Annotated in this window: 18 protein-coding genes; 13 read left to right on the top strand and 5 right to left on the bottom strand. The window is 66.7% G+C overall.

Annotated features, from left to right (window positions below; all coding sequences use genetic code 11):
- The first annotated feature begins 147 nt into the window (after positions 1-147).
- Entirely contained in the window at positions 148-1,581 is a 1,434-nt protein-coding gene (locus ACIBK2_RS36020) for an ATP-binding protein (RefSeq protein WP_396974085.1), read from the top strand.
- Here ACIBK2_RS36020 and ACIBK2_RS36015 read toward each other — a convergent pair.
- Both ACIBK2_RS36015 and ACIBK2_RS36010 read right to left on the bottom strand, forming a co-directional pair.
- Positions 1,578-2,756, bottom strand: coding sequence for an amino acid deaminase/aldolase (locus ACIBK2_RS36015; RefSeq protein ID WP_396974083.1), 1,179 nt, complete (start codon positions 2,754-2,756; stop codon positions 1,578-1,580). The two genes, ACIBK2_RS36020 and ACIBK2_RS36015, sit on opposite strands and share 4 nt — an antisense overlap.
- Positions 2,757-2,919: 163 nt before the next feature.
- Positions 2,920-3,399, bottom strand: coding sequence for a TetR family transcriptional regulator (locus ACIBK2_RS36010; RefSeq protein ID WP_396974081.1), 480 nt, complete (start codon positions 3,397-3,399; stop codon positions 2,920-2,922).
- Positions 3,400-3,815: 416 nt separating this feature from the next.
- Between ACIBK2_RS36010 and ACIBK2_RS36005 the strand changes: the two genes are divergently transcribed.
- Positions 3,816-4,562: a tyrosine-protein phosphatase gene (locus ACIBK2_RS36005; RefSeq protein WP_396974079.1), complete on the top strand. Its 747-nt coding sequence runs from the start codon at positions 3,816-3,818 to the stop codon at positions 4,560-4,562.
- A 7-nt stretch (positions 4,563-4,569) separates the two neighbouring features.
- Here the strand turns inward: ACIBK2_RS36005 and ACIBK2_RS36000 are convergent, their stop codons facing one another.
- Entirely contained in the window at positions 4,570-5,835 is a 1,266-nt protein-coding gene (locus tag ACIBK2_RS36000; protein ID WP_396974078.1) for a class I adenylate-forming enzyme family protein, read from the bottom strand.
- A 92-nt stretch (positions 5,836-5,927) separates the two neighbouring features.
- Positions 5,928-6,722, bottom strand: coding sequence for an enoyl-CoA hydratase/isomerase family protein (locus ACIBK2_RS35995; RefSeq protein ID WP_396974077.1), 795 nt, complete (start codon positions 6,720-6,722; stop codon positions 5,928-5,930).
- A 38-nt stretch (positions 6,723-6,760) separates the two neighbouring features.
- Here ACIBK2_RS35995 and ACIBK2_RS35990 point away from each other — a divergent pair, with 38 nt between their 5' ends.
- The 11 genes from ACIBK2_RS35990 to ACIBK2_RS35940 all read left to right on the top strand — a co-directional run bounded on the left by ACIBK2_RS35990 (position 6,761) and on the right by ACIBK2_RS35940 (position 21,702).
- Positions 6,761-7,783 carry a glutathione S-transferase family protein gene (locus ACIBK2_RS35990; protein ID WP_396974075.1) on the top strand — a complete coding sequence of 341 codons (1,023 nt, stop codon included), beginning with the start codon at positions 6,761-6,763 and terminating at the stop codon, positions 7,781-7,783.
- 99 nt (positions 7,784-7,882) lie between these two features.
- Entirely contained in the window at positions 7,883-8,614 is a 732-nt protein-coding gene (locus ACIBK2_RS35985) for a hypothetical protein (RefSeq protein WP_396974073.1), read from the top strand.
- Positions 8,611-9,600, top strand: coding sequence for an ABC transporter ATP-binding protein (locus ACIBK2_RS35980; protein WP_396974071.1), 990 nt, complete (start codon positions 8,611-8,613; stop codon positions 9,598-9,600). The genes ACIBK2_RS35985 and ACIBK2_RS35980 overlap by 4 nt, the downstream gene beginning before the upstream one ends.
- Complete coding sequence (locus ACIBK2_RS35975; protein WP_396974069.1) at positions 9,597-10,379, top strand: ABC transporter permease; 783 nt, start codon at positions 9,597-9,599, stop codon at positions 10,377-10,379. The genes ACIBK2_RS35980 and ACIBK2_RS35975 overlap by 4 nt, the downstream gene beginning before the upstream one ends.
- Before the next feature lie 53 nt (positions 10,380-10,432).
- The gene (locus ACIBK2_RS35970) at positions 10,433-14,110 is read left to right on the top strand and encodes an ABC transporter ATP-binding protein (RefSeq protein WP_396974067.1); all 3,678 of its coding nucleotides are present in this window, start codon (positions 10,433-10,435) and stop codon (positions 14,108-14,110) included.
- A 159-nt stretch (positions 14,111-14,269) separates the two neighbouring features.
- Positions 14,270-18,058, top strand: a complete 3,789-nt coding sequence (locus tag ACIBK2_RS35965; protein WP_396974065.1) for a multifunctional oxoglutarate decarboxylase/oxoglutarate dehydrogenase thiamine pyrophosphate-binding subunit/dihydrolipoyllysine-residue succinyltransferase subunit — start codon at positions 14,270-14,272, stop codon at positions 18,056-18,058.
- Between the two features lie 112 nt (positions 18,059-18,170).
- A complete protein-coding gene (locus tag ACIBK2_RS35960) occupies positions 18,171-18,512 on the top strand; it encodes an ESX-1 secretion-associated protein (RefSeq protein WP_396974063.1) in 342 nt (113 codons plus the stop codon).
- Positions 18,509-18,685 (top strand): hypothetical protein, encoded by a 177-nt coding sequence (locus ACIBK2_RS35955; RefSeq protein WP_396974061.1) that lies wholly within the window; start codon positions 18,509-18,511, stop codon positions 18,683-18,685. Before ACIBK2_RS35960 ends, ACIBK2_RS35955 begins: the two co-directional genes overlap by 4 nt.
- Positions 18,686-18,928: 243 nt before the next feature.
- Complete coding sequence (locus tag ACIBK2_RS35950) at positions 18,929-20,215, top strand: hypothetical protein (RefSeq protein WP_396974059.1); 1,287 nt, start codon at positions 18,929-18,931, stop codon at positions 20,213-20,215.
- Complete coding sequence (locus ACIBK2_RS35945; protein WP_396974057.1) at positions 20,215-20,544, top strand: hypothetical protein; 330 nt, start codon at positions 20,215-20,217, stop codon at positions 20,542-20,544. Before ACIBK2_RS35950 ends, ACIBK2_RS35945 begins: the two co-directional genes overlap by 1 nt.
- 468 nt (positions 20,545-21,012) lie before the next feature.
- Positions 21,013-21,702: a hypothetical protein gene (locus ACIBK2_RS35940; protein WP_396974055.1), complete on the top strand. Its 690-nt coding sequence runs from the start codon at positions 21,013-21,015 to the stop codon at positions 21,700-21,702.
- 85 nt (positions 21,703-21,787) lie between these two features.
- Here ACIBK2_RS35940 and ACIBK2_RS35935 read toward each other — a convergent pair whose 3' ends face one another.
- Positions 21,788-22,414 (bottom strand): TetR/AcrR family transcriptional regulator, encoded by a 627-nt coding sequence (locus ACIBK2_RS35935; RefSeq protein WP_396974149.1) that lies wholly within the window; start codon positions 22,412-22,414, stop codon positions 21,788-21,790.
- Positions 22,415-22,423 lie beyond the last annotated feature (9 nt).

Genomic DNA, 22,423 nt, shown 5'->3' with positions numbered 1-22,423 from the left:
ACAGGCCTCGCTGCGCGATTGCGGCGCTGTTGGGGATCCCTATGGATCGACCATCGTTGTTCGCCAGGAATCGACATCGAAGAATTTCTGATCTAAGTTAGATTGCATCTACGTTAGATCAAATCCATGTTTAACCACGGAGCCTCCATGGAGTTCACAGGCAGAGCGACCGACCTCGGCCTGTTGGGCCAACAGCTGGCGCTGACGGTTGACCAGAAGGGCGCCACACGAGGCCGGGCGGTGATCGTGACCGGGCGACGGCGAGTCGGCAAATCACGGTTGGTACAGGAATTCTGTGATAGATCCGGCCGACCATACGTGGTGTTCCAGGCCACTCGCGGACGCAACCCTGTGGCCGAGCGCGACGACTTCATTGCGACCATCGCTCATTCCGCGCTGGGCGATGCGGAGTTGGTGGCCGGGTTGCACGCATCGGACTGGAATCAGGCGCTGCGCGCCTTGGCCATCGCCCTGCCCAGCGATGCGCCCACCATCGTTGTCATCGACGAGGTGCCTTGGCTGACCGAACAAGACGCCGAGTTCGAAGGTGCACTGCAGACGGTATGGGACCGCCAACTATCCGCAAAGCCCGTCCTGCTGGTGCTGGTCGGCAGCGACATCGCGGTCATGGAAGCGCTGCAGTCCCGCGATCGCCCGTTCTTCGGCCGAGCAACGAAGATGACAGTCGAACCGTTGCACCTGGCCGATGTCGCGACCATGACCGATCTCGACGCTGCCGCCGCTGTGGACGCGCTGCTGATCACCGGCGGTTTTCCCGAAATTGTGCAGTCGTGGGAATCGGGAATGAGCAGAGCAGAATTCCTGCAGGCATCCACCGCCAACCCACTCTCGCCGCTGCTGGTGGCCGGTGAGTTGTCGCTACTCGGAGAGTTCCCAGAAGCATCACGCTCGCGCGCGGTACTCGAAGCCGTCGGCAGCGGCGAACGCACCTTCAGCACCATCGCCGCGCAAGCGGGCAGTTCCGGCGCGCTGCCCGCGGGAACCCTCACCCCGCTGCTGAACACCCTGCAAGTCAAACGAACCGTCGCCGCAGACCTACCGCTATCGACCAAAGCGGACACCAAAAACAAGCGCTATCGCATCGCCGATCCCTATCTGCGCTTCTGGTTGGCGTTCCTGCAACGCGGAATTCCGCTCATCGAGCGCGGCCGCGGCGATCTCGCCTTGGCCCGCATCGAACGATCCTGGCCCTCATGGCGCGGACGCGCCGTGGAACCACTCATCCGGCAGTCACTGCTTCGCCTACTGCCCAACGACCGATGGCCCGAGACCGAAGCGATCGGTGGCTGGTGGAACCGCCAGAACAACCCTGAAATCGACCTCGTCGGCACCGACCGCGAACCTGTCGCCACCGCCATACAGTTCATCGGCTCCATCAAATGGCAAGACGACCGCAGCTTCGATCGCCACGACTACGACGCCCTCACCCGAACAATCCTGTCAGTGCCGGGCACCGACATCGACACCCCACTCATAGCCGTATCACGCTGCGGCGTAGTGCCTGACCTGCCACTGGCAACATACTGGGGCCCTGAAGATCTCGTCGACGCCTGGCGCTAGCCGAAGCAGTTTCCTTCGCCGCGATAGGTGGGGACTGCTGTTCGGGTGCCGTCGGCTTCGACCAGATGTAGCTTGTCGAAGCGTTCGCAGAGTTCGCCCGCCTTGGCATGACGGAACCACACCCGGTCGCCGATGCGGAGTTCTGCCGCGCCGGTCAGTGGGGTCTGCACCTCGCCGGTGCCCTCGGTGCCGATCAGGCGTAAACCGGTGGGCCACACCGGCTTCGGCACGCGAGAGGGGCCGGTCGGGCCGGAGGCGATGTAACCGCCTGCGAAAACCGTTGCGATGGAAGGGGTTGGGCGGCGCAGGACCGAGGTGGCGAAAAACAGTGCCGGTCTTGGTGTGAAGGAGCGGTAATGGTCGAACAGGGTCGGCACATACAGGCCGGAGCCCGCGGTGACCTCGGTGACGTCCGGGTCTGAGATGCTGACCTCGATCGAACCGGTGCCGCCGCTGTTGACGATCTCCAGCTTGCCGGTTACCGAGCGCACGGCATCGAGAACGCGCTTGCGGCGCTTGGTGATTTCGGCCGCGGAGGCCCGCTTCATCAGGCGCAGTGCGATGTTGCTGTCGGGCATACCGGCGATCTGCGCCTCGTAGGTCATCACGCCGACCACCTCGAACTTGCGGCGCAACGCCGCGCCGGCCAGGGTGGCGGCCTGTTCCGGTGTGCGAATCGGGGAGCGGCGGACGCCGAGGTGGATCGGGCCGATCCGCAGCGAGGCGTCGACATCCAGGCAGACCCGCGGGCGCACCAGGTCGGTGCCGATGGCGGCGCGGATGAGATCCAGCTGGGCGACATCGTCGATCATCAGCGTGATGGAGCGGAGCAGTGTCTCGTCGGCGGCGAGTTCGGCCAGTGCGGCACGGTCGACGGTCGGGTAGCCGAGCAGAATGTCGCGGGCGCCGCGACGGGCCAGCCAGATGGCCTCGGCCAGGGAGTAGGACATGATGCCTGCGAAGCCGCCCGAGGCGGTGAGCTCATCGCCGAGCACTTCTTCGAGGACGGCGCGACAGCGCACGGATTTGCTGGCGACCCGCACCGGGACACCGTTCGCGCGGCGCACCAGATCGGCGGCGTTCGCACGCAATGCGGTCAGGTCGAGGGCGGCCAGCGGCGGGTCGAGCTCTGCGGTGGCCGCGTGCAGCCCCGCGATCGGAGATGTCTCAGTCATGACTCCGCCTCGCTGACGCTCGGCTCCGTCATGCCCGAAGGCGCTGTGCTGATGGTTCGCTCGCTACGCTCGCTCACGGCACCTACTCAACCATCAAACTGGTCAAACGTCCAGTATTTGCGGGCTCCCCATTTCCCGAGGTCACCGCACACTCGGCGGGCCGCTACACCTCGGCGGCCCTGGTCGCCAGGCTGCTCACCAGATCGTCGAGCACCACCAGCATTGTCTCGTCATTGCAGTCGGCAAGCCAGCGCAACACGGTGCCTTGCAGCACCGAGACGGCGTAGGTAGCTATAGCGTCCACCGGTTCCAGCCACTGCGCGCCCGAACGATCGGCGCAGAGCTGCAGGAACGCGGCGACCTCGGTATCCATCTCCCGGTAGGCCGCGGTCGCGGTCGGGTCGGCGATGCAGTCGGTCTGCGCTGCCCAACGCTGACGCAGGGACTGCAATGTCGCCTCGTAGGCCTGGACCTGCTTGGCCGGTGCGGCCTTGACCAAAGGCCAGTACGCGCTCACGCCGGCATGCAGTAGCACCCGTAGTGCGCGCACACCTCCGTGGTCTAGTGACGCGGCCGCCTTTTCGACGGCCTCGCAGATGGTCGGCCGCAGCCGAACCACTGCGGTGTCTCCTCGTACGCTCAACGACGACTCCCTCGGCGAAAAGATCTCGCGCACCCTCGTCGGCGCGACTCGTCGAACATGGCGGGCAATTCGCTGGAAACCCCAGGCTGCCCGGTCCAACGTTCATCAATGGTAGAGGGTTTCCGGGGTTTGAGAACAGGTTCAGTGGGTAATTCCAGACTGAAAGAATGTTTTGTTACCCAAACGGAATAGTGGGGGTACTACTCCGCCCTGCCCGGATTTCCCTCCCTCGAGGTCACTCTCAGCCCTGCCCGGCCGAAAAGCAGACCGTTGTCCACTCTACGGGCGGGCTGGAACGCGCCCCGAATCCTGTGGCGGATCACACAGCTGAACCGCGCGAATCGGCCACCTACCGGTGTGCCGTTCGATCCGTGAACGACACCCGCGCGACGCCGACGGCCGGATAGCCTGGATCGGTGACTCTCTCGCCGCCAGCCGACCAGTACCTCATCTCCGGCACCTTCAACTTCCGTGACCTCGGCGGACTGCGCACCGTGGACGGCGCGAAGATCCGTCCCGGCGTGCTGCTGCGCTCGGCGCAGCTGACCGGGCTCGACGAGGCGGGCCTGGCCGCGCTGCGCGAACTGCGCGTCAGCGACGTGCACGACCTGCGCGGCGAACGCGAGATCGACCACATCGGCCACGACCAGGTGCCCGAGGGCGTCCGGGTGAACGTCACGCCGTTCGACGCGCGGATGGCCGAGGCGCCGCCGCATCACACCGATGCCCAGGGTGCGTTCACGCACATGCTCGAGGTCTACCGGATGTTCCCCGCGCTGCCCGAGGCGCACGCCGCGATCACCGCGCTCGCGCAATCGATCGCGCGCGGCGAGGGCGCGGTGCTGGTGCACTGCGCGGCGGGCAAGGACCGCACCGGCTGGGCCATCGCCACGCTGCTGCGCGCGGTCGGCGTGACCGAGGCCGAGGTAAAAGCCGACTACCTGGAGAGCAACGGCGCCGTCCCGGCCCTGCGCGCCATGATGACGACGAAACTGCTTGGCGGCGAAGAACTCTCGATTGACCTGCTGGGGGTGCGCGAGGAATACCTCAGCACCGCTACCGCATCGATGCACGAGTTGCACGGCGACGTGGACACCTACCTGACGAACGCCGGGATCACCCCGGACCTGCGAGCTCGGCTGCGCGAGCGGATGCTGGAGTGACGCAGGATCATTCGGTCTGAATCGGCCCGCGGCGCACCAGGCCGTCGGCATCGATGGTGACCTGATCACCGGTGTGGAACCAGGTTCCGGTGAAGCGGGCCGCGGTGGTGGTCGGGTCGTTCCAGTAGCGCGGAGAGACGTTCGGGCCGCGGCACAGCAGTTCGCCGTGCCCCGCCTGCGCCTGCGGCCCGCACAGCGCCAATTCCGTACCGCCGAACGGGAATCCGAGCACGGCGTCGGCGTCGGCGACCGATTCCGCGTCGTCGACGGCGAGGCCGATACCGCTGGTCTCGGTGGCGCCCCAGATCGACCACTGCCGGGCCGCCGGGAGCATCTCGCGCAGTTCGGCGGCCAGGTCCGCGGGGGTTGCCGGGGCCGAGGCCCGCTCGCCACGATGTCCGGCCTTGCAGATCCGGCCGATGCCCTCGGTGCGCACACCGTCGTCGCGCAGTGCGGCGAGCTGGGGCAGCAGGTGCGCGAAGATCCGCGGCGTCGCCGACAACATGTCGATCCGTTCGGCCACAATGGCTTCCGCGAGTCCGTGGCCGTCCCTGGCCAGCACCACGGTGCCGCCGACCGCCAACGTCGGCAACAGCTGGTCGACGCAACCGCTGGCATGGGCGAGCGGCAGCAGCACCAGGTTACGCAGGCCGTCGGTCGGCAGATCGAGCGCGCAGACCACCGAACGTATTGCCGACAGCAGGTTTTCGTTGGTCAGCTCCACCCCCTTGGGCGCGGCGGTGGCGCTGAGCGGGGTGCCGCTGGTGTAGCTGAGCAAGGCCAGATCACCCAGTGCCGCACCGTCATCGATGAACGCGGCGCCGTCGGGCAGTTCGGCGCCGCGGGCGATATCGCGACCGAGCACGAAATCCGCACTGCTGTCGGCGATCACCTGCTCGGCGACCGCGTCCGGTAATCCGTCGTGCACGAGCACCGGTACCGCGCCGCTGAGCAGCGCGCCGAGAAACGCCTGCACCCAGCGGACGCCGACGGGCATGTGCACCGCGACCCGATCGCCGTAACCGATGCCGTGCTCCTGCAGCCCGCCCGCGATGCGGGACGCGGAGTGCCACAGCTCCCGGTAAGTCAGCCGGGGACCGCCGATCTCGACCACGGCCTCGCGCGTCGAGAACGCGTGCACCTGCAGGTCGAGTAGCTCGGTGAGCGCCGGGGTGAGGTTGCCGTAGCGCAGCACACCGTCGGCCCCGCGGGCCAGCGGGTTGTCCTGGGCATAGCGGCGAGTCAGGGGGTATTCGACGAGCAACTGCGACATTCGTCCTCCGCGCGCCTCGAGTCAGCAGGCACTGCGACTATATGACGCGAGTCACACTTTAGCCGGGAGAGGCGATGAACGTGTCCTGTCTGTCACCGCCCGGTGTAGGTCGCCTTCCCCGGACCGACTTCGAGAAAACTGCGCACCGCGCCCTCGAGGTCGGCGGTGTCGAACAGCGCGCCGGACACCTCGGGTGTCACCGAATCCGCGTGTGCCACACCGCCGGAGCGCCACGCCTCGATGATCTTCTTGGTCGCGGCATGCGCGACGGTCGGTCCCTCGGCCAGGCGATGCGCCAATTCCCTTGCGGCCGTGTCGACGTCGTCGTGGATGGCATTCACCACGCCCCACTCGGCCATGGTCGCCGCGTCGTACAGGTCGCCGGTCATCACGAACTCGCGCGCCCGGCCCGAGCCCGCGCGTTCGGCCAGCCGCTGCGGGCCGCCCATCGACGGCGTCAGGCCGACCACGATCTCCACCAGGCCGAACTTCGCCTTCGGCGCGGCCAGAATGATGTCGCAGGCCAAGGCGATCTCGAAGGCGGCGGTCAACGTCAGGCTGTGTGCGGCGAACACCACCGGGCACGGCAGCGCCTCGAGCGGATGAATGATCTGCGCGAACAGGGTCCGCCACAGTTCGGCGCCCTGCTCGACCGACAGGCCGTCGAAGACGTGCACGTCGACGCCGCCGGACACCAGCTTGCCCTCGGCGCGCAGCAGCAGCGCGCGCGGCGGGTTGGCCGACAGCTCGGCGAAGTCCTCGATCAGGGCGTCGAGCATCGACTGGTCGAAGAGATTGAGGGGCGGATTGGCGAGGGTCAGCGTCGCCACCTCGGCGCCGCCGTCGGTGATTTGGCGTTCCAGGCGGGTGGCCTTCGATTCACTCATTCGGCCAGACTAGGTCCTCCGTCTGCGAGACTGTCCAGGTGACCAAGTCGGTGGAAAGTGGCTCCTACGTCGAGCCCGGCGAGTTCAAGCGGGACACCAACTACATCACCACCCGGATCACGGCCGATGGCCGCGACGGCTACCCCGTCGAGCCGGGCCGGTACCGGTTGATCGCGGCGCGGGCCTGCCCGTGGGCGAACCGCACGCTCATCGTGCGCCGCCTACTGGGGCTGGAGGATGTGCTCTCGCTGGGGCTGTGCGGGCCGACGCACGACAAGCTCAGCTGGACCTTCGATCTCGATCCCGGCGGCGTCGACCCGGTACTCGGCATCCCCCGGTTGCGTGACGCGTATCTGAAGCGCTTCCCGGACTATCCGCGCGGCATCACGGTGCCCGCGGTGGTGGAAGTGGCGACCGGTCAGGTGGTGACCAACGACTACGCGCAGATCACCCTCGATTTCTCCACCGAGTGGACCGAATTCCACCGGCCCGGCGCACCGCAGCTGTATCCCGAAGCGCTGCGCGCCGAGATCGACGAGGTGAACCTCGCGGTGTTCCGCGACGTCAACAACGGCGTCTACCGCTGCGGGTTCGCCGGCTCCCAGGACGCCTACGAGGCCGCCTACGATCGGCTCTTCAATCGACTGGATTGGCTCTCGGAACGCCTTGCGACGCAACGCTATCTGGTCGGCGACACGATCACCGAGGCCGACGTGCGGCTGTTCACCACGCTCGCCCGGTTCGACCCGGTCTATCACGGCCACTTCAAGTGCAACCGATCCAAACTGAGCGAGATGCCGGTGCTGTGGGCCTACGCCCGCGACCTCTTCCAGACGCCCGGTTTCGGCGACACCACCGACTTCGCGCAGATCAAGGAGCACTACTACGTGGTGCACCGCGACATCAATCCGACCGGGATCGTGCCGAAGGGACCGGACCTGGCGAACTGGCTGACCCCGCACGACCGAGAGTCGTTGGGCGGGCGCCCGTTCGGCGACGGCACGCCGCCACCGCCGCCGGTCGAGGCCGAACGCGTGCCCGCGGCGCACCAACCGGGCTGATGGAACCGATCAGGCTGGGTACATCGTTGTCATGACGAGCTGAGGGTGGACGTACCACTACAGTTCAACCCAGCAGACCGGAAGAGGAGGGTGCCGCCGATGTTCAAAGGCGCGTTCGAGAAGACGGTGGTCCAGCTACTCGATACGGGGTCTCGCCTGCAGGCACCCGCGGTCGCCAAGTACGTCGACCGAATCCGGCGCTCCCACCCGTCGGAAAGCCCCGCACAGATCATCGAGCGCCTGGAGAACCAGTACCTGCTCGCGGTGACCGGTAGCGGCGGTGCCGTCGGCGCGACGGCGGCGGTGCCCGGCGTCGGCACGGTCGCGGCCATCGCCGCGGTCAGCGCGGAGACCACCTTCTTCATGGAAGCCTCGGCCGTGTTCACCCTCGCGGTGGCCGCGGTGCACGGCATCTCACCGGAGGACAAGGAGCAGCGCAGGGCGCTGGTGCTCGCCGTCGTGCTCGGCGAGGGCGGCATGGACATCGTGCAGAAGACCGTCGGCACCTCGGCGAAGAACTGGGGCACGGTGTTCGCCAACCGCATCCCCGGGCTCTCATCGATGAACGACTCGCTGCTCAAGCGGTTCATCGTCCGCTTCATCACCCGGCGCGCGGCCCTGATGGCAGGCAAGATCGTGCCCGCCGGTATCGGCGCGGTGATCGGTGGCGTCGGCAACCGGGCGATGGGCAAGACCACGATCAAGAACGCGCGCGAGGCCTTCGGGCCCGCGCCGGTGGTCTGGCCGGCCGACCGGCATCTCATCGTCGACGCCGATCCGCTCACCGCGATCGACCCGTCGAAGCCGCAGACACCCACCAAGCCGCAGTGACCGCGCTCGCCTTTTCCGTTCGCGGCCTGACCAAGCGCTACGGTCTGGTTTCGGCCATCGAGAACGTGAGTTTCACCGTCGCCTCCGGCACCACCGCCGCCCTGGTCGGGCCGCAGGGTGCGGGCAAGACCACCATCGCGCGGACCCTGCTCGGGCTGCTCGAACCGACTTCGGGGACGGCGGCGGTCGGCGGGCCGGGGGCCGATCGGGCCCGCGGCGGCGCGGATGTCAGCTCCGCCCGCGTCGTCGGCGGGGTGCTCGCGCCGCGCGGAGTGCATCCCGGCCGGACCGCGCGCGACCATCTGCGGGTGTACGCGGCGGCGGTCAATGTGCCGGACGGGCGCGTCGAGGAGGTGCTCGAACTCGTCGGGCTGGGCGACGCGGCCGGGTCGAAGGGCGGCGCGCTCTCGGCCGGGCAGCAGACGCGGCTGGCGCTGGCCACCGCCGTGCTCGGCGATCCGCCGCTGCTGATCCTGGACGAGCCGATGGACGGCCTCGAGGCCGCGGAACGTGGTTGGCTGCAAGACTTTCTGCGCAGGCACGCCAAGCGCGGCGGCAGCGCGCTGGTGACCAGCGAGAGCCTCGCCGCGGTGTTGCCCGGCGCGGACAGTGTGATCGTGCTGAACGAGGGTGCGGTGGTGTATCAGGGCAGTCCGGCGCGGTTGCGGCGCGGCCATCCCGATCGACTCGTCGTCGCGGCGTCCACCCCGATCGCGCTGGCCACCACGCTGGCCGCGCGCGGGTTCACCGACGCGGTGATCCGGCCGGACGGGCGGCTCGCGGTGGCCGAGGCCACCGAGGCCGATATCCGGGACGCCGCGACCGCGGCGCAGGTGCGGTTGGACAGCATCATTCCCGACCTGATCCATCCCGATCGGGTGCTCGCGTCACTGACCAAACCGCCGACACCGACGGTCTCGCCCTACCCCGGTCTGGCCGGGGCAGCTCATCATCCGACGCCGACGCCATACGGAATTCCACGATGATCACGATTGTGCCCCCGGACCTGGTGCCTGCCATCAACTCCGAGGTACGCAAGGTCAGCACGCTGCCGCTCAGCCGGTACCTGGCCGGGGTGCCGCTGGTGGTCGCGCTGCTCGCGAGCATGGCGAGCGCGCTGCTGGCCGGTAAGGCCGATCCCAAGAGCGAACCCGTCACCGGCACCGCGACGATCGGCCTCTACGTCGGTATCGGGGTGGTGGTGCTGGCGGCCGCGGTGTTCGGCGCGGTCGGCACCGGCGCCGAGTATCGGCATCAGACCATGCCGGTGACCGCGCTGTTCACCGCGGACCGCGATCGGCTCGCCGCCGCGAAGCTGCTGGTCACCGGGGTGTCCGCGCTGGCCGTCGCGCTCGCGGTTGAGGTGGTCTCGGTGGTGGCGCTTTTCGCTTTCGGCCGAGGCAAATTCGACTTCGGCGTCGACCTGGCGGCGGTGCTCGGCGGCGGACTACTCGCCGCGGTCTGCTGGTCGCTGATCGGTGCGGGGCTCGGACTGCTGCTGCGGTCATCGTCGACCGCGATCGTGGTCGTCCTCGGCTGGCTGGCCATCGCCGAGCCCTTGCTCTGGCTGATCGCCAACGGCGTCGGCGCCACCGGCTTCGTCACGCTGTTCCCCGGTTCGGCCACCCTCAGCACCGTTGCGGTCGGCTCCTACGCCGACAGCGACTTCCTCGCGCCCACCCCCGCCGCCGTCGTGGTGCTGCTCCTGTGGACCATCGGCATCGGGGGCGCGGGCTGGTGGAACCTGCGCCGCCTCGACCTCTGAACCGGTCTGCGGGAACAACGACGTGTCGGTGAGCGTCATTATCGTGGATGGTTATGGGCGGGGTTGTCGAAGCGAGTACCCACACCGAGTCGCCTGAGCGCGACGCGGGCGGTCCCGGCTGGATTCGTCGGCTGTGGACCGAAAGCCGGTCGCACCCGGGCACGCTGGCAGGGCTAGGCGCGGCTGTGCTGGCAGGTGCGGTGGTGGAGATCGCCGGGCCGCTGCTGACGAAGCGTGCCGTCGATGCCGCGGGAATCGGTGAGACCGGTGTCATCGCGGTGGTCGCCGTGCTGCTGCTGTTGCTGGCGCTCGGCAGATTCGCGGCCGGATTCGGGCGGCGGCTGCTCGCGGGCAAGCTCTCGTTGGACGTGCAGCATTCGCTGCGGGTGGATCTGCTCGGGTCGCTGCAACGGCTGGACGGGGCGGGCCAGGACGCGATCCGGACCGGGCAGGTGGTGTCGCGGTCGATCACCGACCTGCAGCTGGTGCAGGGATTGCTGGCGATGGTGCCGCTGTCGAGCATGGCGGTGCTGGAGTTCCTGCTCGCCGCGGTGGTGATGATGTGGCTGTCGCCGCCGCTCGCGGTGCTCGCGCTGCTGGTCGTGCCCGCGATCGCGGTGGTGGTCTATCGGATTCGGCCTCGGCTGTATGCGGCTACCTGGTCGGCGCAACAGCGCGCCGCTGACGTCGCGCAACACGTCGAGGAGACCGTCACCGGTGTCCGGGTGGTGAAGGGGTTCGGGCAGGAGGCCCGGATGGTGGACGTGCTCGAAAAGCACAGTCGCACCCTGTATTCCGAGCGGATGCGCGCGGCCGCGGTCGACTCGCGGTTCGCGCCGACGGTGGCCGCCATTCCGCAGCTCGGCATGGTCGGCGTGATCGTGCTCGGTGGCCTGCTCGCGCTGCACGGGACGATCGGGATCGGCACCTTCGTCGCGTTCGCGGCCTATGTCGCGACGATGACCGGGACGGCGCGGATCATGGCGGGCGCGCTGGTCCTCGCGCAGCTGACCCGCGCCGCCGCCGAACGGGTGTACCAGGTGATCGACACCGCGCCACTGGTCACCGATCCGCCCGAGCCCACGCCGCTGCCCTCGGGTCCGCTCGGCATCGAAATCGATGCGGTGACTTTCGGATTCGATCCGGAGCAACCGGTGCTGCGGGAGCTGGACCTGACCGTGCGGCCCGGCGAGACGGTGGCGATCATCGGGCCCGCGGGTTCCGGGAAGACCACGCTCTCGCTGCTGCTCCCCCGCTTCTACGCGCCCGACGCGGGCCATATTCGGTTGTTCGGCACCGAAGCGTCCGATGACCGGGTCGACATCGCGGAGGTGCGCGCCGCCGAGCTGCGCAGTGCGATCGGCGTGGTGTTCGACGATCCGTTCTTGTTCTCCGACACCATCGCCGCCAATATCGCCATCGGCCGACCGGAGGCCACCGACGCCGAGATCCGGCGGGCCGCGAAGTCGGCGGCGGCCGACGACTTCATCGGCGAACTCCCTGACGGCTATGACACAGTTGTCGGTGAACGCGGCCTCACGTTGTCCGGTGGGCAGCGTCAACGCATCGCGCTCGCGAGAGCCCTGCTGGCACAGCCGCGCATTCTCGTGCTCGACGACGCGACCTCGGCGGTGGACGCGATCACCGAGGCCGCGATCTTCGGCACGCTGCCCGATCAGGCCGGGCGCACCACCCTGATCCTCGCGCACCGCGAATCGACACTCGCACACGCCGATCGGGTCATCCGGCTGCCCGCGCCACTCGGTGCGCACCTGCCGGGGCACCGCGCGTCCGCCGCGATCCCGACCACCGTCACCAATGGCAGTGCGGGCGGTACTTTCGCTGCGGCGGCAGCGGATCTCACCGAAACGCCTGAGCTGCGCCGGAATATCGCGTTGCTGCCGCCTGCTACCGAGCAACCGAAGCTGGACGACCAAAGGCTGCGACAGCCCGATCCGGAGTTCCGACTGACCAGACTGTTGCGACCGGTCCGCGCGCTGGTGCTCACCGCAGTCGCGCTGCTGCTGCTCGACGCGCTGGTCGGGGTGGCCTTCCCGCCGATCGTGCGGTTCGCCATCGATACCGGCGTCGGTCGCGACGATGCCGGTGCGCTCGGCCTCGCCGCCGGACTCGGCCTCCTGTTGGTCGCCGCAGGCTGGCTGGTCGGCGCGGCGAACACACTGATCACCGCGCGCACCGGCGAGCGAGTGCTGTACGGCCTGCGCATCCGCAGCTACGCGCATTTGCAGCGGCTCGGGCTCGACTACTACGAGCGGGAACTGTCCGGCCGGATCATGACGCGGATGACGACCGATCTCGACTCGTTGTCCACCTTCCTGCAGACCGGGCTGGCGACCACGTTGATCGGCGGGTTGACCTTCGTCGGTATCGCGGTGGCGCTGTTGGTGATCGACGTCTCGCTGGCCCTGGTGGTACTGGCCACGCTGCCGCCGCTGTTCCTGGCGACGATGCTGTTCCGCCGTTACGCGTCCACGGCGTACACCGTCTCCAGGGAGAACGTCTCCACGGTGAACGCCGACTTCCAGGAGAACGTCGCGGGACTGCGTGCGGTACAGGCGAATCGGCACGAGCCGGTCGCGGCCCGCCGCTTCGCCGAATACTCCGATCGATACCGGCGCAGCCGGATGCGCGCCCAGGCCTCGATCGCGCTGTACTTCCCGTTCGTCACCGCCTGGTCGGGTGTCTCATTGGCCGCAGTGGTCTTCGTCGGCGCGCGCGAGGTGGCCGCCGGGACCACGACGGCAGGCACGCTGATCGCGTTCGTGCTGTATCTGGAACTGCTGTTCGCGCCGGTGCTCGCGCTGTCGCAGGTGTTCGACGGATATCAGCAGGCCCGCGTCGGGCTGCGCCGGATCGGCGAACTGCTGCGCACCCCGTCGGCCATCGCGAGTGATCGAGCGGACGCCGTCCCGATCGAGCAGCGGCTGCGCGGCGAGGTCGTCCTCGACGACGTGCGCTTCCACTACCCGGGTGTCGAGGCGCTTGCCTTGGACAACGTCTCGCTCACGATTCCCGCGGGCAGCACCCTCGCCCTCGTCGGCCCCACCGGCGCGGGCAAGTCGACCATCGTCAAGTTGCTCGCCCGCCTCTACGACCTCCCCGCCGACGGCACCGGCGCGATCCTGGTCGACGACACCGACATCCGTGATTACCGTCTCACCGACTACCGCGCCCGCCTCGGCATCGTGCCGCAGGAGGCGCACCTGTTCAGCGGCGACGTCGCCAGCAATATCGCCTTCGGAAAACCGTCCGCGACCGACGCCGATATCGCCGAAGCCGCAGCTGCCGTGGGTGCGAGCGACATGATCGCCGCCCTCCCGCACGGCATGCGCCAGCCGGTCGGCGAGCGCGGTCGCGGCCTGTCCGCGGGGCAGCGTCAGCTCATCGCGCTGGCCCGCGCCGAGCTGGTTCGCCCCGACCTGCTGCTGCTCGACGAGGCCACGGCTACCCTCGACCCGGACGCCGAGGCTTCGGTGCTTGCCGCAAGTCGCTCGCTGACCCGCGGCCGGACCACCGTCCTCGTCGCACATCGGCTCGGTACGGCGGCGCGGGCCGATCGGATCGCCGTCGTCGAGCATGGTCGGATCGCCGAAATCGGCGCCCACGTCGAGCTGCTCGCCGCGGGCGGACCGTATTCCAGACTGTGGTCGGCGGCACGTGAATCCGGGGGAATATTCTCGGTGACGGACAAGTCGTCTTCTATGAGGTGAGGTTTGTCGGGTGGTCAGTCGCTCCGTCGGTTTGCTGCTGGGCCTATCCTCAGATAGGGCGCATCGGCGCGATTCCGCTGATGCCGACCCTTTCGAGCGACCGCAAGCAGTCGCTACGCAGTGCCGGGCACGTCACAACGTCGCAGCGCGAAGAACGAAATGAGGCGAACACCTGCTGTGAGCAGCTCAACTTCCCAGTTCGGACAGAACCAGTGGCTAGTCGATGAGATGTATCAGAAGTTCAAGCAAGATCCATCTTCGGTCGATGAGAGTTGGCACGAGTTCCTCGCCGATTACACGCCCGAAGCCACGGGTGATTCCGGTAACAGCTCGGCCGCGCCGGCCGTAGCCGCACCCGCGCAGGCACCGACCCCGGCTCCGGCACCCGCGTCGGTGAACTCGGCCCCCAAGGCGACCGCAGCCCCCAAGGCCGCCGCACCCGCGGCCGCGCCGGCCAAGGCCGCGGCCCCCGCGCAGGCACCGGCGAAGGCCACCGCGCGCACGCCGCAGACCACCCCGGCGCCCACCTCCAACGCGGCGCCCACCTCCGGCGGCCCGAAGACCGACAAGACCGACGAGGCCAAGGTGCTGCGCGGCGCTGCCGCCGCGGTGGCCAAGAACATGGCCCTGTCGCTGACCATTCCGACCGCGACCAGCGTGCGCGCCATCCCGGCGAAGCTGATGATCGACAACCGCCTGGTCATCAACAACCACCTGGCCCGCACCCGTGGTGGCAAGATCTCGTTCACCCACCTGCTCGGCTTCGCGATCGTGAAGGCCGTCAATTCGTTCCCGAACATGAACCGGCACTTCGCCGAGATCGACGGGAAGCCGAACGCGATCGCCCCCGCGCACACCAACCTCGGCCTCGCCATCGACCTGCCCGGCAAAGACGGCAGCCGTTCGCTGGTCGTCGCGGCCATCAAGGGCACCGAGGAGATGACCTTCGGTCAGTTCCACACCGCCTACGAGGACGTCGTCCGACGTGCCCGCGACGGCAAGCTGACCGCTGACGACTTCGCCGGTGTCACCATCTCGCTGACCAACCCGGGCACCATCGGCACCGTGCACTCGGTGCCCCGCCTCATGCCGGGTCAGGGCGCCATCATCGGCGCGGGCGCGATGGAGTTCCCGGCCGAGTTCCAGGGCATGAGCGACGAGCGCATCGCCGATATCGGTGTCGGCAAGCTGATCACGCTCACCTCCACCTACGACCACCGCATCATTCAGGGTGCGGAGTCCGGTGACTTCCTGCGCACCATCCACCAGCTGCTGATCTCCGACGAGTTCTACGACGAGATCTTCCACGGCCTGGGCGTGCCGTACGAGCCGGTGCGCTGGCGCAAGGACATTCGCGAACGCGGCGTCGACAAGAGCACCCGTGTGCTCGAGATGATCGCCGCCTACCGCAACCGCGGCCACCTGATGGCGGACACCGATCCGCTGCGGCTGGTCAAGGACAAGTTCCGCAGCCACCCGGACCTCGACGTCACCCAGCACGGGCTGACCCTCTGGGACCTGGACCGCACCTTCAATGTCGGCGGCTTCCACGGCCAGGAGCAGATGAAGCTGCGCGAGGTCCTCTCGGTCCTGCGCGACGCCTACTGCCGCCACGTCGGTGTGGAGTACACCCACATCCTGGAGACCGAGCAGCTGCAGTGGATCCAGGAGCGGGTCGAGCAGAAGCACGTCAAACCGACTGTCGCACAGCAGAAGTACATCCTGAACCGGCTGAACGCGGCGGAGGCCTTCGAGACCTTCCTGCAGACCAAGTACGTCGGGCAGAAGCGCTTCTCGCTGGAAGGCGCCGAAGCCGTCATCCCGATGATGGACGCGACCATCGACCAGTGCGCCGAGCATTCGCTCGACGAGGTCATCATCGGCATGCCGCACCGTGGCAGGCTGAACGTGCTCGCCAACATCGTCGGCAAGCCGTACTCGAAGATCTTCACCGAGTTCGAGGGCAACATGAACCCGGCCGGGGCGCACGGCTCCGGCGACGTGAAGTACCACCTCGGCGCGCACGGCACCTACCTGCAGATGTTCGGCGACAACGAGATCGAGGTCTCGCTCACCGCCAACCCCTCGCACCTGGAGGCGGTCGACCCGGTCCTGGAGGGCCTGGTCCGCGCCAAGCAGGACCTGCTGGACAAGGGCGACGGCCCCGAGGGCTACTCGGTCATGCCGCTCATGCTGCACGGTGACGCCGCGTTCGCGGGTCAGGGTGTGGTCGCCGAGACACTGAACATGTCGGGTCTGCGCGGCTACCGCGTCGGCGGCACCATCCACATCGTGGTGAACAACCAGATCGGCTTCACCACCTCGCCGGAGAACAGCCGCTCCACCGAATACTCCACCGACATCGCGAAGTTCATCGGCGCGCCGATCTTCCACGTGAACGGCGACGACCCGGAAGCCTGCGACTGGGTGGCCCGCCTCGCGGTCGACTTCCGGCAGAAGTTCCGCAAGGACGTCGTGATCGACATGGTCTGCTACCGGCGCCGTGGCCACAACGAGGGCGACGACCCGTCGATGACCCAGCCGTCGATGTACGACGTCATCGACACCAAGCGTTCGGTGCGTAAGGCCTACACCGAGAGCCTGATCGGCCGTGGCGACATCTCGCTGAAAGAGGCCGAGGACGCGCTGCGCGACTACCAGGGTCAGCTGGAGCGGGTGTTCAACGAGGTCCGCGAGCTGGAGAAGTACACCCCGGAGCCGAGCGAGTCCGTCGAGGACGACCAGAAGGTGCCGACCACCGTGCAGACGGCGGTCGACAAGACCGTGCTGCAGCGCATCGGCGACGCGTTCCTGAACGTGCCCGACGGCTTCAACGTGCACCCGCGCGTCAAGCCGGTGCTGGAGAAGCGTCGCGAGATGGCCTACGAGGGCAAGGTCGACTGGGCCTTCGCCGAGCTGATGGCCTTCGGCACGCTGATCGACGAGGGTCGCGCGGTGCGCCTGACCGGTCAGGACTCGCGCCGCGGCACCTTCACCCAGCGGCACTCGGTGATCATCGACCGCAAGACGGCCGAGGAGTACACCCCGCTGCACAACATCGGCAGCAAGGACCCCGGTTGGTTCGCGGTGCACGATTCGGCGCTGAGCGAATACGCCGCCGTCGGTTTCGAATACGGCTACTCGCTGGGCAACCCGAACGCACTTGTGTTGTGGGAGGCGCAGTTCGGTGACTTCGTCAACGGCGCGCAGTCCATCATCGACGAGTTCATCTCCTCCGGTGAGGCCAAGTGGGGCCAGCTCTCCGACGTCGTGCTGCTGCTGCCGCACGGCCACGAGGGGCAGGGTCCGGACCACACCTCCGGTCGCATCGAGCGCTTCCTGCAGTTGTGCGCCGAGGGCTCGATGACGGTCGCCGTGCCGTCCACCCCGGCGAACTACTTCCACCTGCTGCGCCGCCACGCGCTGGACGGCATCCGCCGCCCGATGATCGTCTTCACCCCGAAGTCGATGCTGCGCAACAAGGCCGTCGTGTCGGATCTGAAGGACTTCACCGAGAGCAAGTTCCGCTCGGTGTTCGACGAGCCCTCCTACGAACAGGGCATCGGCGACCGCAGCAAGGTCAAGCGGGTCCTGATGACCAGCGGCAAGCTCTACTACGAGCTGGCCGCCGAAAAGGCCAAGCAGAAGCGCGAGGACGTCGCGATCGTGCGGATCGAGCAGCTCTACCCGCTGCCCACCTACCGCCTGAACGAGTCGCTCGACCGCTACCCCAACGCGACCGACATCGCATGGGTCCAGGAGGAACCGGCCAACCAGGGCGCCTGGCCCTTCTTCGGCCTCAACCTTCCCGAGGTCCTGCCCGACCGCCTCGGCAAGCTGCGCCGCATCTCTCGCCGCGCCATGTCGGCCCCCTCCTCGGGGTCGAGCAAGGTGCACGCGGTGGAGCAGGCGGAGATCGTCGCCGAAGCCTTCGAGCCGACCAGCTAGTAACTGACCCAACCCGGACGCCGGGTCGAATCCGCTTTCCAGCGGTTCGGCCCGGCGTCAGGCGTTTTTCGGGCATCGACACTGGTGAACGGGGTCAGTAGACTTCGCTGGCATGAGCGACGGGGGTACGCCGGAAACACCAGGCCAGCAGGTTTCGGTTGTTCCTGAGCAAGTTCGTGACGTCGGCAAATACGTCTACGAGTTGGCCGAGGCGCTGCGTTCGGCGTTGGATTCCGCCGCGAAAGACGTCGACGCGCTCACCAACGGGAGCTGGACCGGTGACTACGCCACCGAATTCGCCAACGGGTGGACCGATGTCCGCGACGGCGGCGTGCAGATCATGTCCGCATTGACCGGTATGGCGGAGAAACTCGGCATTACCGCCGACACGTATCAAGCCCGTGACTCGGATAATGCCGCCGCGCTGAACACCTCCAGCCTGGACCTGCCATGAGTTCGGAATTCTCGGTCGACCTCGAGCACCTCGACCAGATCGTCTCTCGCCTTTCCGGACTGGCCGGCTTCGTCGCCGACCATCTCGACGAAATCGACGACCGAGTCGCCGCCCTGCACGGCACAGGCTGGGAAAGCGTTGCTGCCCAGGCATATGCCGACGCTCATCGCTAATGGGCCACTGGTGCCCGCGAATTCGTCGAGGGCGTGCGCGAGATGAGCGACGCGGCGAAACAAGCGCACGGGCGCTATACCCGGGCGATCGAACTCAACAGCAAGATGCTGCAAGGGGGCTGAGCCGTGCGCATCGACTGGCAGACCTACTACGACGCCGCCAAGAAGTGCCACGCCCTAGCCACCGATCTCCGCCGCGCGGACAAACCGGTGCACGACGCTGTAAAAGGCGAATGCGCGGGCATGGCCGGTGACGCACCGGGCTGCAAAGAATGGGGCGAGAAGTACGACACCGCCGCGCGCGACACGATGCAGTCTTGCACGGACCTAGCGGATGCCCTCACCAACTTCGGTTATGTGTTGTACGCGACCGGATACAACTACGGCATCAACAACAAGAGCAATCCACCGCCCGATCTGCCAGTTGTTCACGAGGTGTCGAAGTACCAGGTCACGATCCCGACCTCGGTGCGCGACAACGGGATCGGCATCGAACACCACGGCGGCGTTCAGGAACTCTTCGACGCCCTGATTGCCCAGATCCTGAAACAGTTCGGCAAACTACCCAATGGTGATGTCGCGAAGCTCGCGAAAGCATCGTCTACCTGGACAACCTTCGCCAACCATCAGACCGTCACCGGTGCTCCGGCTCAAATCACCACCATCATCGGCTTATTCGACAACATCGATGACAAATCGAATCTGCCACCGATCCTCGGCCACCTCGAAACCCTGCGCAACGGTGCGACCCAGGTCGCAGCCGCATCCCAAAACCTGGCAGGCCCGGTCGCGGATTACCACGCAGGCACCGTGCAAGTGCGCGGAAACATCGAATCCTCGATCACCCAGGCCGAATGGGCGATCGGCCTCACGGTGGTCGCCGCAGCAGCCGCCGCCTTCTTCACCTTCGGCAGTAGCGCCGCCGCCGGAGCAGGCGGCGTCGGCGTCATAGTCACCAACACCATCAACACAATCCGCACCGTCTACCAAGGCAGCAAACTCCTCCAGGTAGTCGGTCTCGCCACCGCCGCCGCCGGAGCCGTCGGCCTCATCAAATCCTTCGACAAGGTCCCCGACCTCGGCACCACCCTCACCTCCCTCGCCACCATCATCGCCATGCGGGTGCTGATCGATGACGGCGGCAATAATCCCCATCCCGGTGCCAACAACCCTGCGGAGGACCCCAATGTCGGCAGGCTGAGCGACTCTGAGCGGGCAACTCTCGAACGGGCTCAACAGGCGCACCCCGAGCTCGGTCTGCGAGCCACAGCTGAGGAAAGAGACGGCGAATACGTCGACAAGGACGGAAAGATCTACGATCAGATGGGTAACCCTAAAGCGTCGGATCACTGGAGTGCAGAGGCTGCGGAGAAGTTCAATCGATCGATCGACCACCATCTGACGAAGTCGACCGACGCCACCCTTATCGATCTGACCGGTTTCAGTGATGAGGCAATCGCAGACGTCAAGCGCTATGTTGATTCCCTCCCTGCCGACAAACAGGCGAAGATATTCAGGATTGGATTCTGATGACAACGATCAGCTTCTCGCCCGCCGCCGAAGATATCTTCAGCGTTCGCAAGGCGATCTATAGGATGATTATCATACGCGCGACGAAAGAACTGGAACATTCAGAAGACATCAAAGAACTCGAGATGAGTGAACTCTTTGATGATATGTCGCTGTATTCCCTGCCGGAAGCTCAGCGAGCGCGACTCCAGGCAGCCTTGCTGGCGGGCACGTCAACTCTCCAGGCGGACATCATCACCGGTCGACCGACCGAAGAGCCCACACTAGCTGGGATCAATGAAAAGCTCAACGAACTGATCGAGTTCATGAGAGCACATATTGCGGCGTGAGCAACACGTGCAGCTGCACACCGAATGGGCACGATAGACACGCCTTTCATCCGGTACCACCGCCGAATCGTTCCCCCGGTCACTTGACGTATGAAGTTTGCTCCTGACGAAGGTTGCAGCATGCGTCAAGAAAATGGTTCGTGCGTTAAGTCGGCCGAGAACCGCAGTAGTACCCGAACAGACCTGTTGGGCTCGATATGAAACCCTCGCTTCGATGGTCTGCGCGGCGGTTCCATCACATGGAAGAGATCATTTCGCGGCACCGTTTTGCGTTGCTCTCAATTAGCCAATGCACTGCCTGCCCCTAAAAATGGGGGCCCTTGTCGTATCCAATGTGGCGATCGTCACATTATTCCGGATTTCGGAGGTTGGTCGGATATGAATATCTCTGTCGATCAATATCAACGCTTCGATTCGTCTGGGGGACAAGGCGTTCCATAGCGGTCGGGGGCGGGAGAGAAAGCCTAAATGTTCCATAAGACTGTCATGCGCGCAGGCCGCAACATCCTCACGGTCGTGCTGCCCTTCGCGGTAGTGGCAACCCTCGCCAGCGCGGGGACCTCGTCCGCGACCGAACTGGCGGACCAGCAGGCTCGGTGGGCCGACAGCCTGGTGGCGTCGGGTGCCGAGCAGGGCGTCGAATACAAGACCACCACGTCTCCGGACCTGAAGACGATCTCCACTGTGCTGAACAGTGGCAAGTTCACCCTGAACGCGGATTCGTCGGCGGTGAAGGTGGAATCGGCCTCCGGTGCGAAGGTCACCGAGTTCCCGATGTCGATGAAGACGGTGGCGGGCAACACGATCGCGCTGGCTCCGCAGATTTCCCAGGACGGGAAGACGCTGGTCGTCACCCCGCAGGTGACCCCGGAGGTCGCTGCTGAGCTGAACAAGGCCACCGCCACCGGTGACCTGAAGCCCATCGCGACCAACCCGGACGCGCAGAATCACGACCCGGTCGCCAACGGCCTCGCGGCCGGCGCCATGGTCGGCCTCGGCATCGCCGCGATCCTGTGCATCCCGGCACTGATCGTCTTCATCGTCGGCTACTTCGCCTGCATCATCGCGAGCGGCATCAGCTACGTCGTGTTCGCCGCGGTGATCGGTGCGATCCTCGGCGCGACGGCTCCGCAGATCATCCCGCAGGTCCTGCAGTAACGATCAACTGACCGGGCGATGCCCCGGTCAACAAGAGCCCGCCCCCACCGAAATCGGTGGGGGCGGGCTTTTTTCGTCGTTCCGGTCAGTCGCGCAGCGCCGCGGCCAGCGTCGGGCTCAGCGCGAGCGCCGGTAGCGATTCCACTAGCAAGTCGATGAGTTGCACACGGGGAATGGGCTTTTCGCTCATCCAGGTGAGAATCGTTTCCTCTACGAAGGCAATCCACCCGCGAAGGGCGAGGGTGAGCCGGGGCAGGTCCGGGTCGTCGGGCGGGATCGGAAGCTCGGTGAGGACGAGTTCGGCAATCGCGCTGCGGGATTCGTTGACGTAGGTGACCATGCCGGGGTTGTAGCTGGACGGCCCCCGCAGGATGGCGTGATAGGCCGCGCGGTTGTCCTCGACGTAGTCGACGTAGCGCTCCACCGAGTCGCGCAGCATGTCGAACAGACCGAGGCTGCGATTCGGCGCGGTCGCGGTCAGGAATTCGGCGCTGACATGCCGCGCGATGGCCTCGTGGAACTCGTTCACCGAGGCGAAGTAGTGGAACAGCAGGCCGCGCGAGATGCCTGCTTCTTTGGCGATGTCGTCGACGGAGATGTCCTGGAGCGCGCGCTCGGCGAGCATCTCGGCGCCGAGGGTGATCAGTTGCAGGCGGCGTTCGTCCGGGCTTAGCCGGACACGCTTGGTCTCTCCCGAACCGGAACGACTGATACTCACACC

Origin of the sequence: Nocardia sp. NPDC050175, from assembly GCF_044459885.1 — a bacterium.
GTDB lineage: Bacteria > Actinomycetota > Actinomycetes > Mycobacteriales > Mycobacteriaceae > Nocardia.
The sequence above is the reverse complement of the archived record's forward strand: the minus strand, read 5'-3'. Positions and strand labels throughout refer to the sequence as shown.

Coding starts and splice junctions, on each gene's coding strand:
- ACIBK2_RS35950 (WP_396974059.1), top strand. CDS start 18,929: ATGGCCGGTGACGCACCGGGCTGCAAAGAATGGGGCGAGAAGTACGAC.
- ACIBK2_RS35975 (WP_396974069.1), top strand. CDS start 9,597: ATGATCACGATTGTGCCCCCGGACCTGGTGCCTGCCATCAACTCCGAG.
- ACIBK2_RS35960 (WP_396974063.1), top strand. CDS start 18,171: ATGAGCGACGGGGGTACGCCGGAAACACCAGGCCAGCAGGTTTCGGTT.
- ACIBK2_RS35995 (WP_396974077.1), bottom strand. CDS start 6,722: ATGAGTGAATCGAAGGCCACCCGCCTGGAACGCCAAATCACCGACGGC.
- ACIBK2_RS36000 (WP_396974078.1), bottom strand. CDS start 5,835: ATGTCGCAGTTGCTCGTCGAATACCCCCTGACTCGCCGCTATGCCCAG.
- ACIBK2_RS35955 (WP_396974061.1), top strand. CDS start 18,509: ATGAGTTCGGAATTCTCGGTCGACCTCGAGCACCTCGACCAGATCGTC.
- ACIBK2_RS36020 (WP_396974085.1), top strand. CDS start 148: ATGGAGTTCACAGGCAGAGCGACCGACCTCGGCCTGTTGGGCCAACAG.
- ACIBK2_RS35965 (WP_396974065.1), top strand. CDS start 14,270: ATGAGGCGAACACCTGCTGTGAGCAGCTCAACTTCCCAGTTCGGACAG.
- ACIBK2_RS36015 (WP_396974083.1), bottom strand. CDS start 2,756: ATGACTGAGACATCTCCGATCGCGGGGCTGCACGCGGCCACCGCAGAG.
- ACIBK2_RS35970 (WP_396974067.1), top strand. CDS start 10,433: ATGGGCGGGGTTGTCGAAGCGAGTACCCACACCGAGTCGCCTGAGCGC.
- ACIBK2_RS35940 (WP_396974055.1), top strand. CDS start 21,013: ATGTTCCATAAGACTGTCATGCGCGCAGGCCGCAACATCCTCACGGTC.
- ACIBK2_RS35945 (WP_396974057.1), top strand. CDS start 20,215: ATGACAACGATCAGCTTCTCGCCCGCCGCCGAAGATATCTTCAGCGTT.
- ACIBK2_RS35985 (WP_396974073.1), top strand. CDS start 7,883: ATGTTCAAAGGCGCGTTCGAGAAGACGGTGGTCCAGCTACTCGATACG.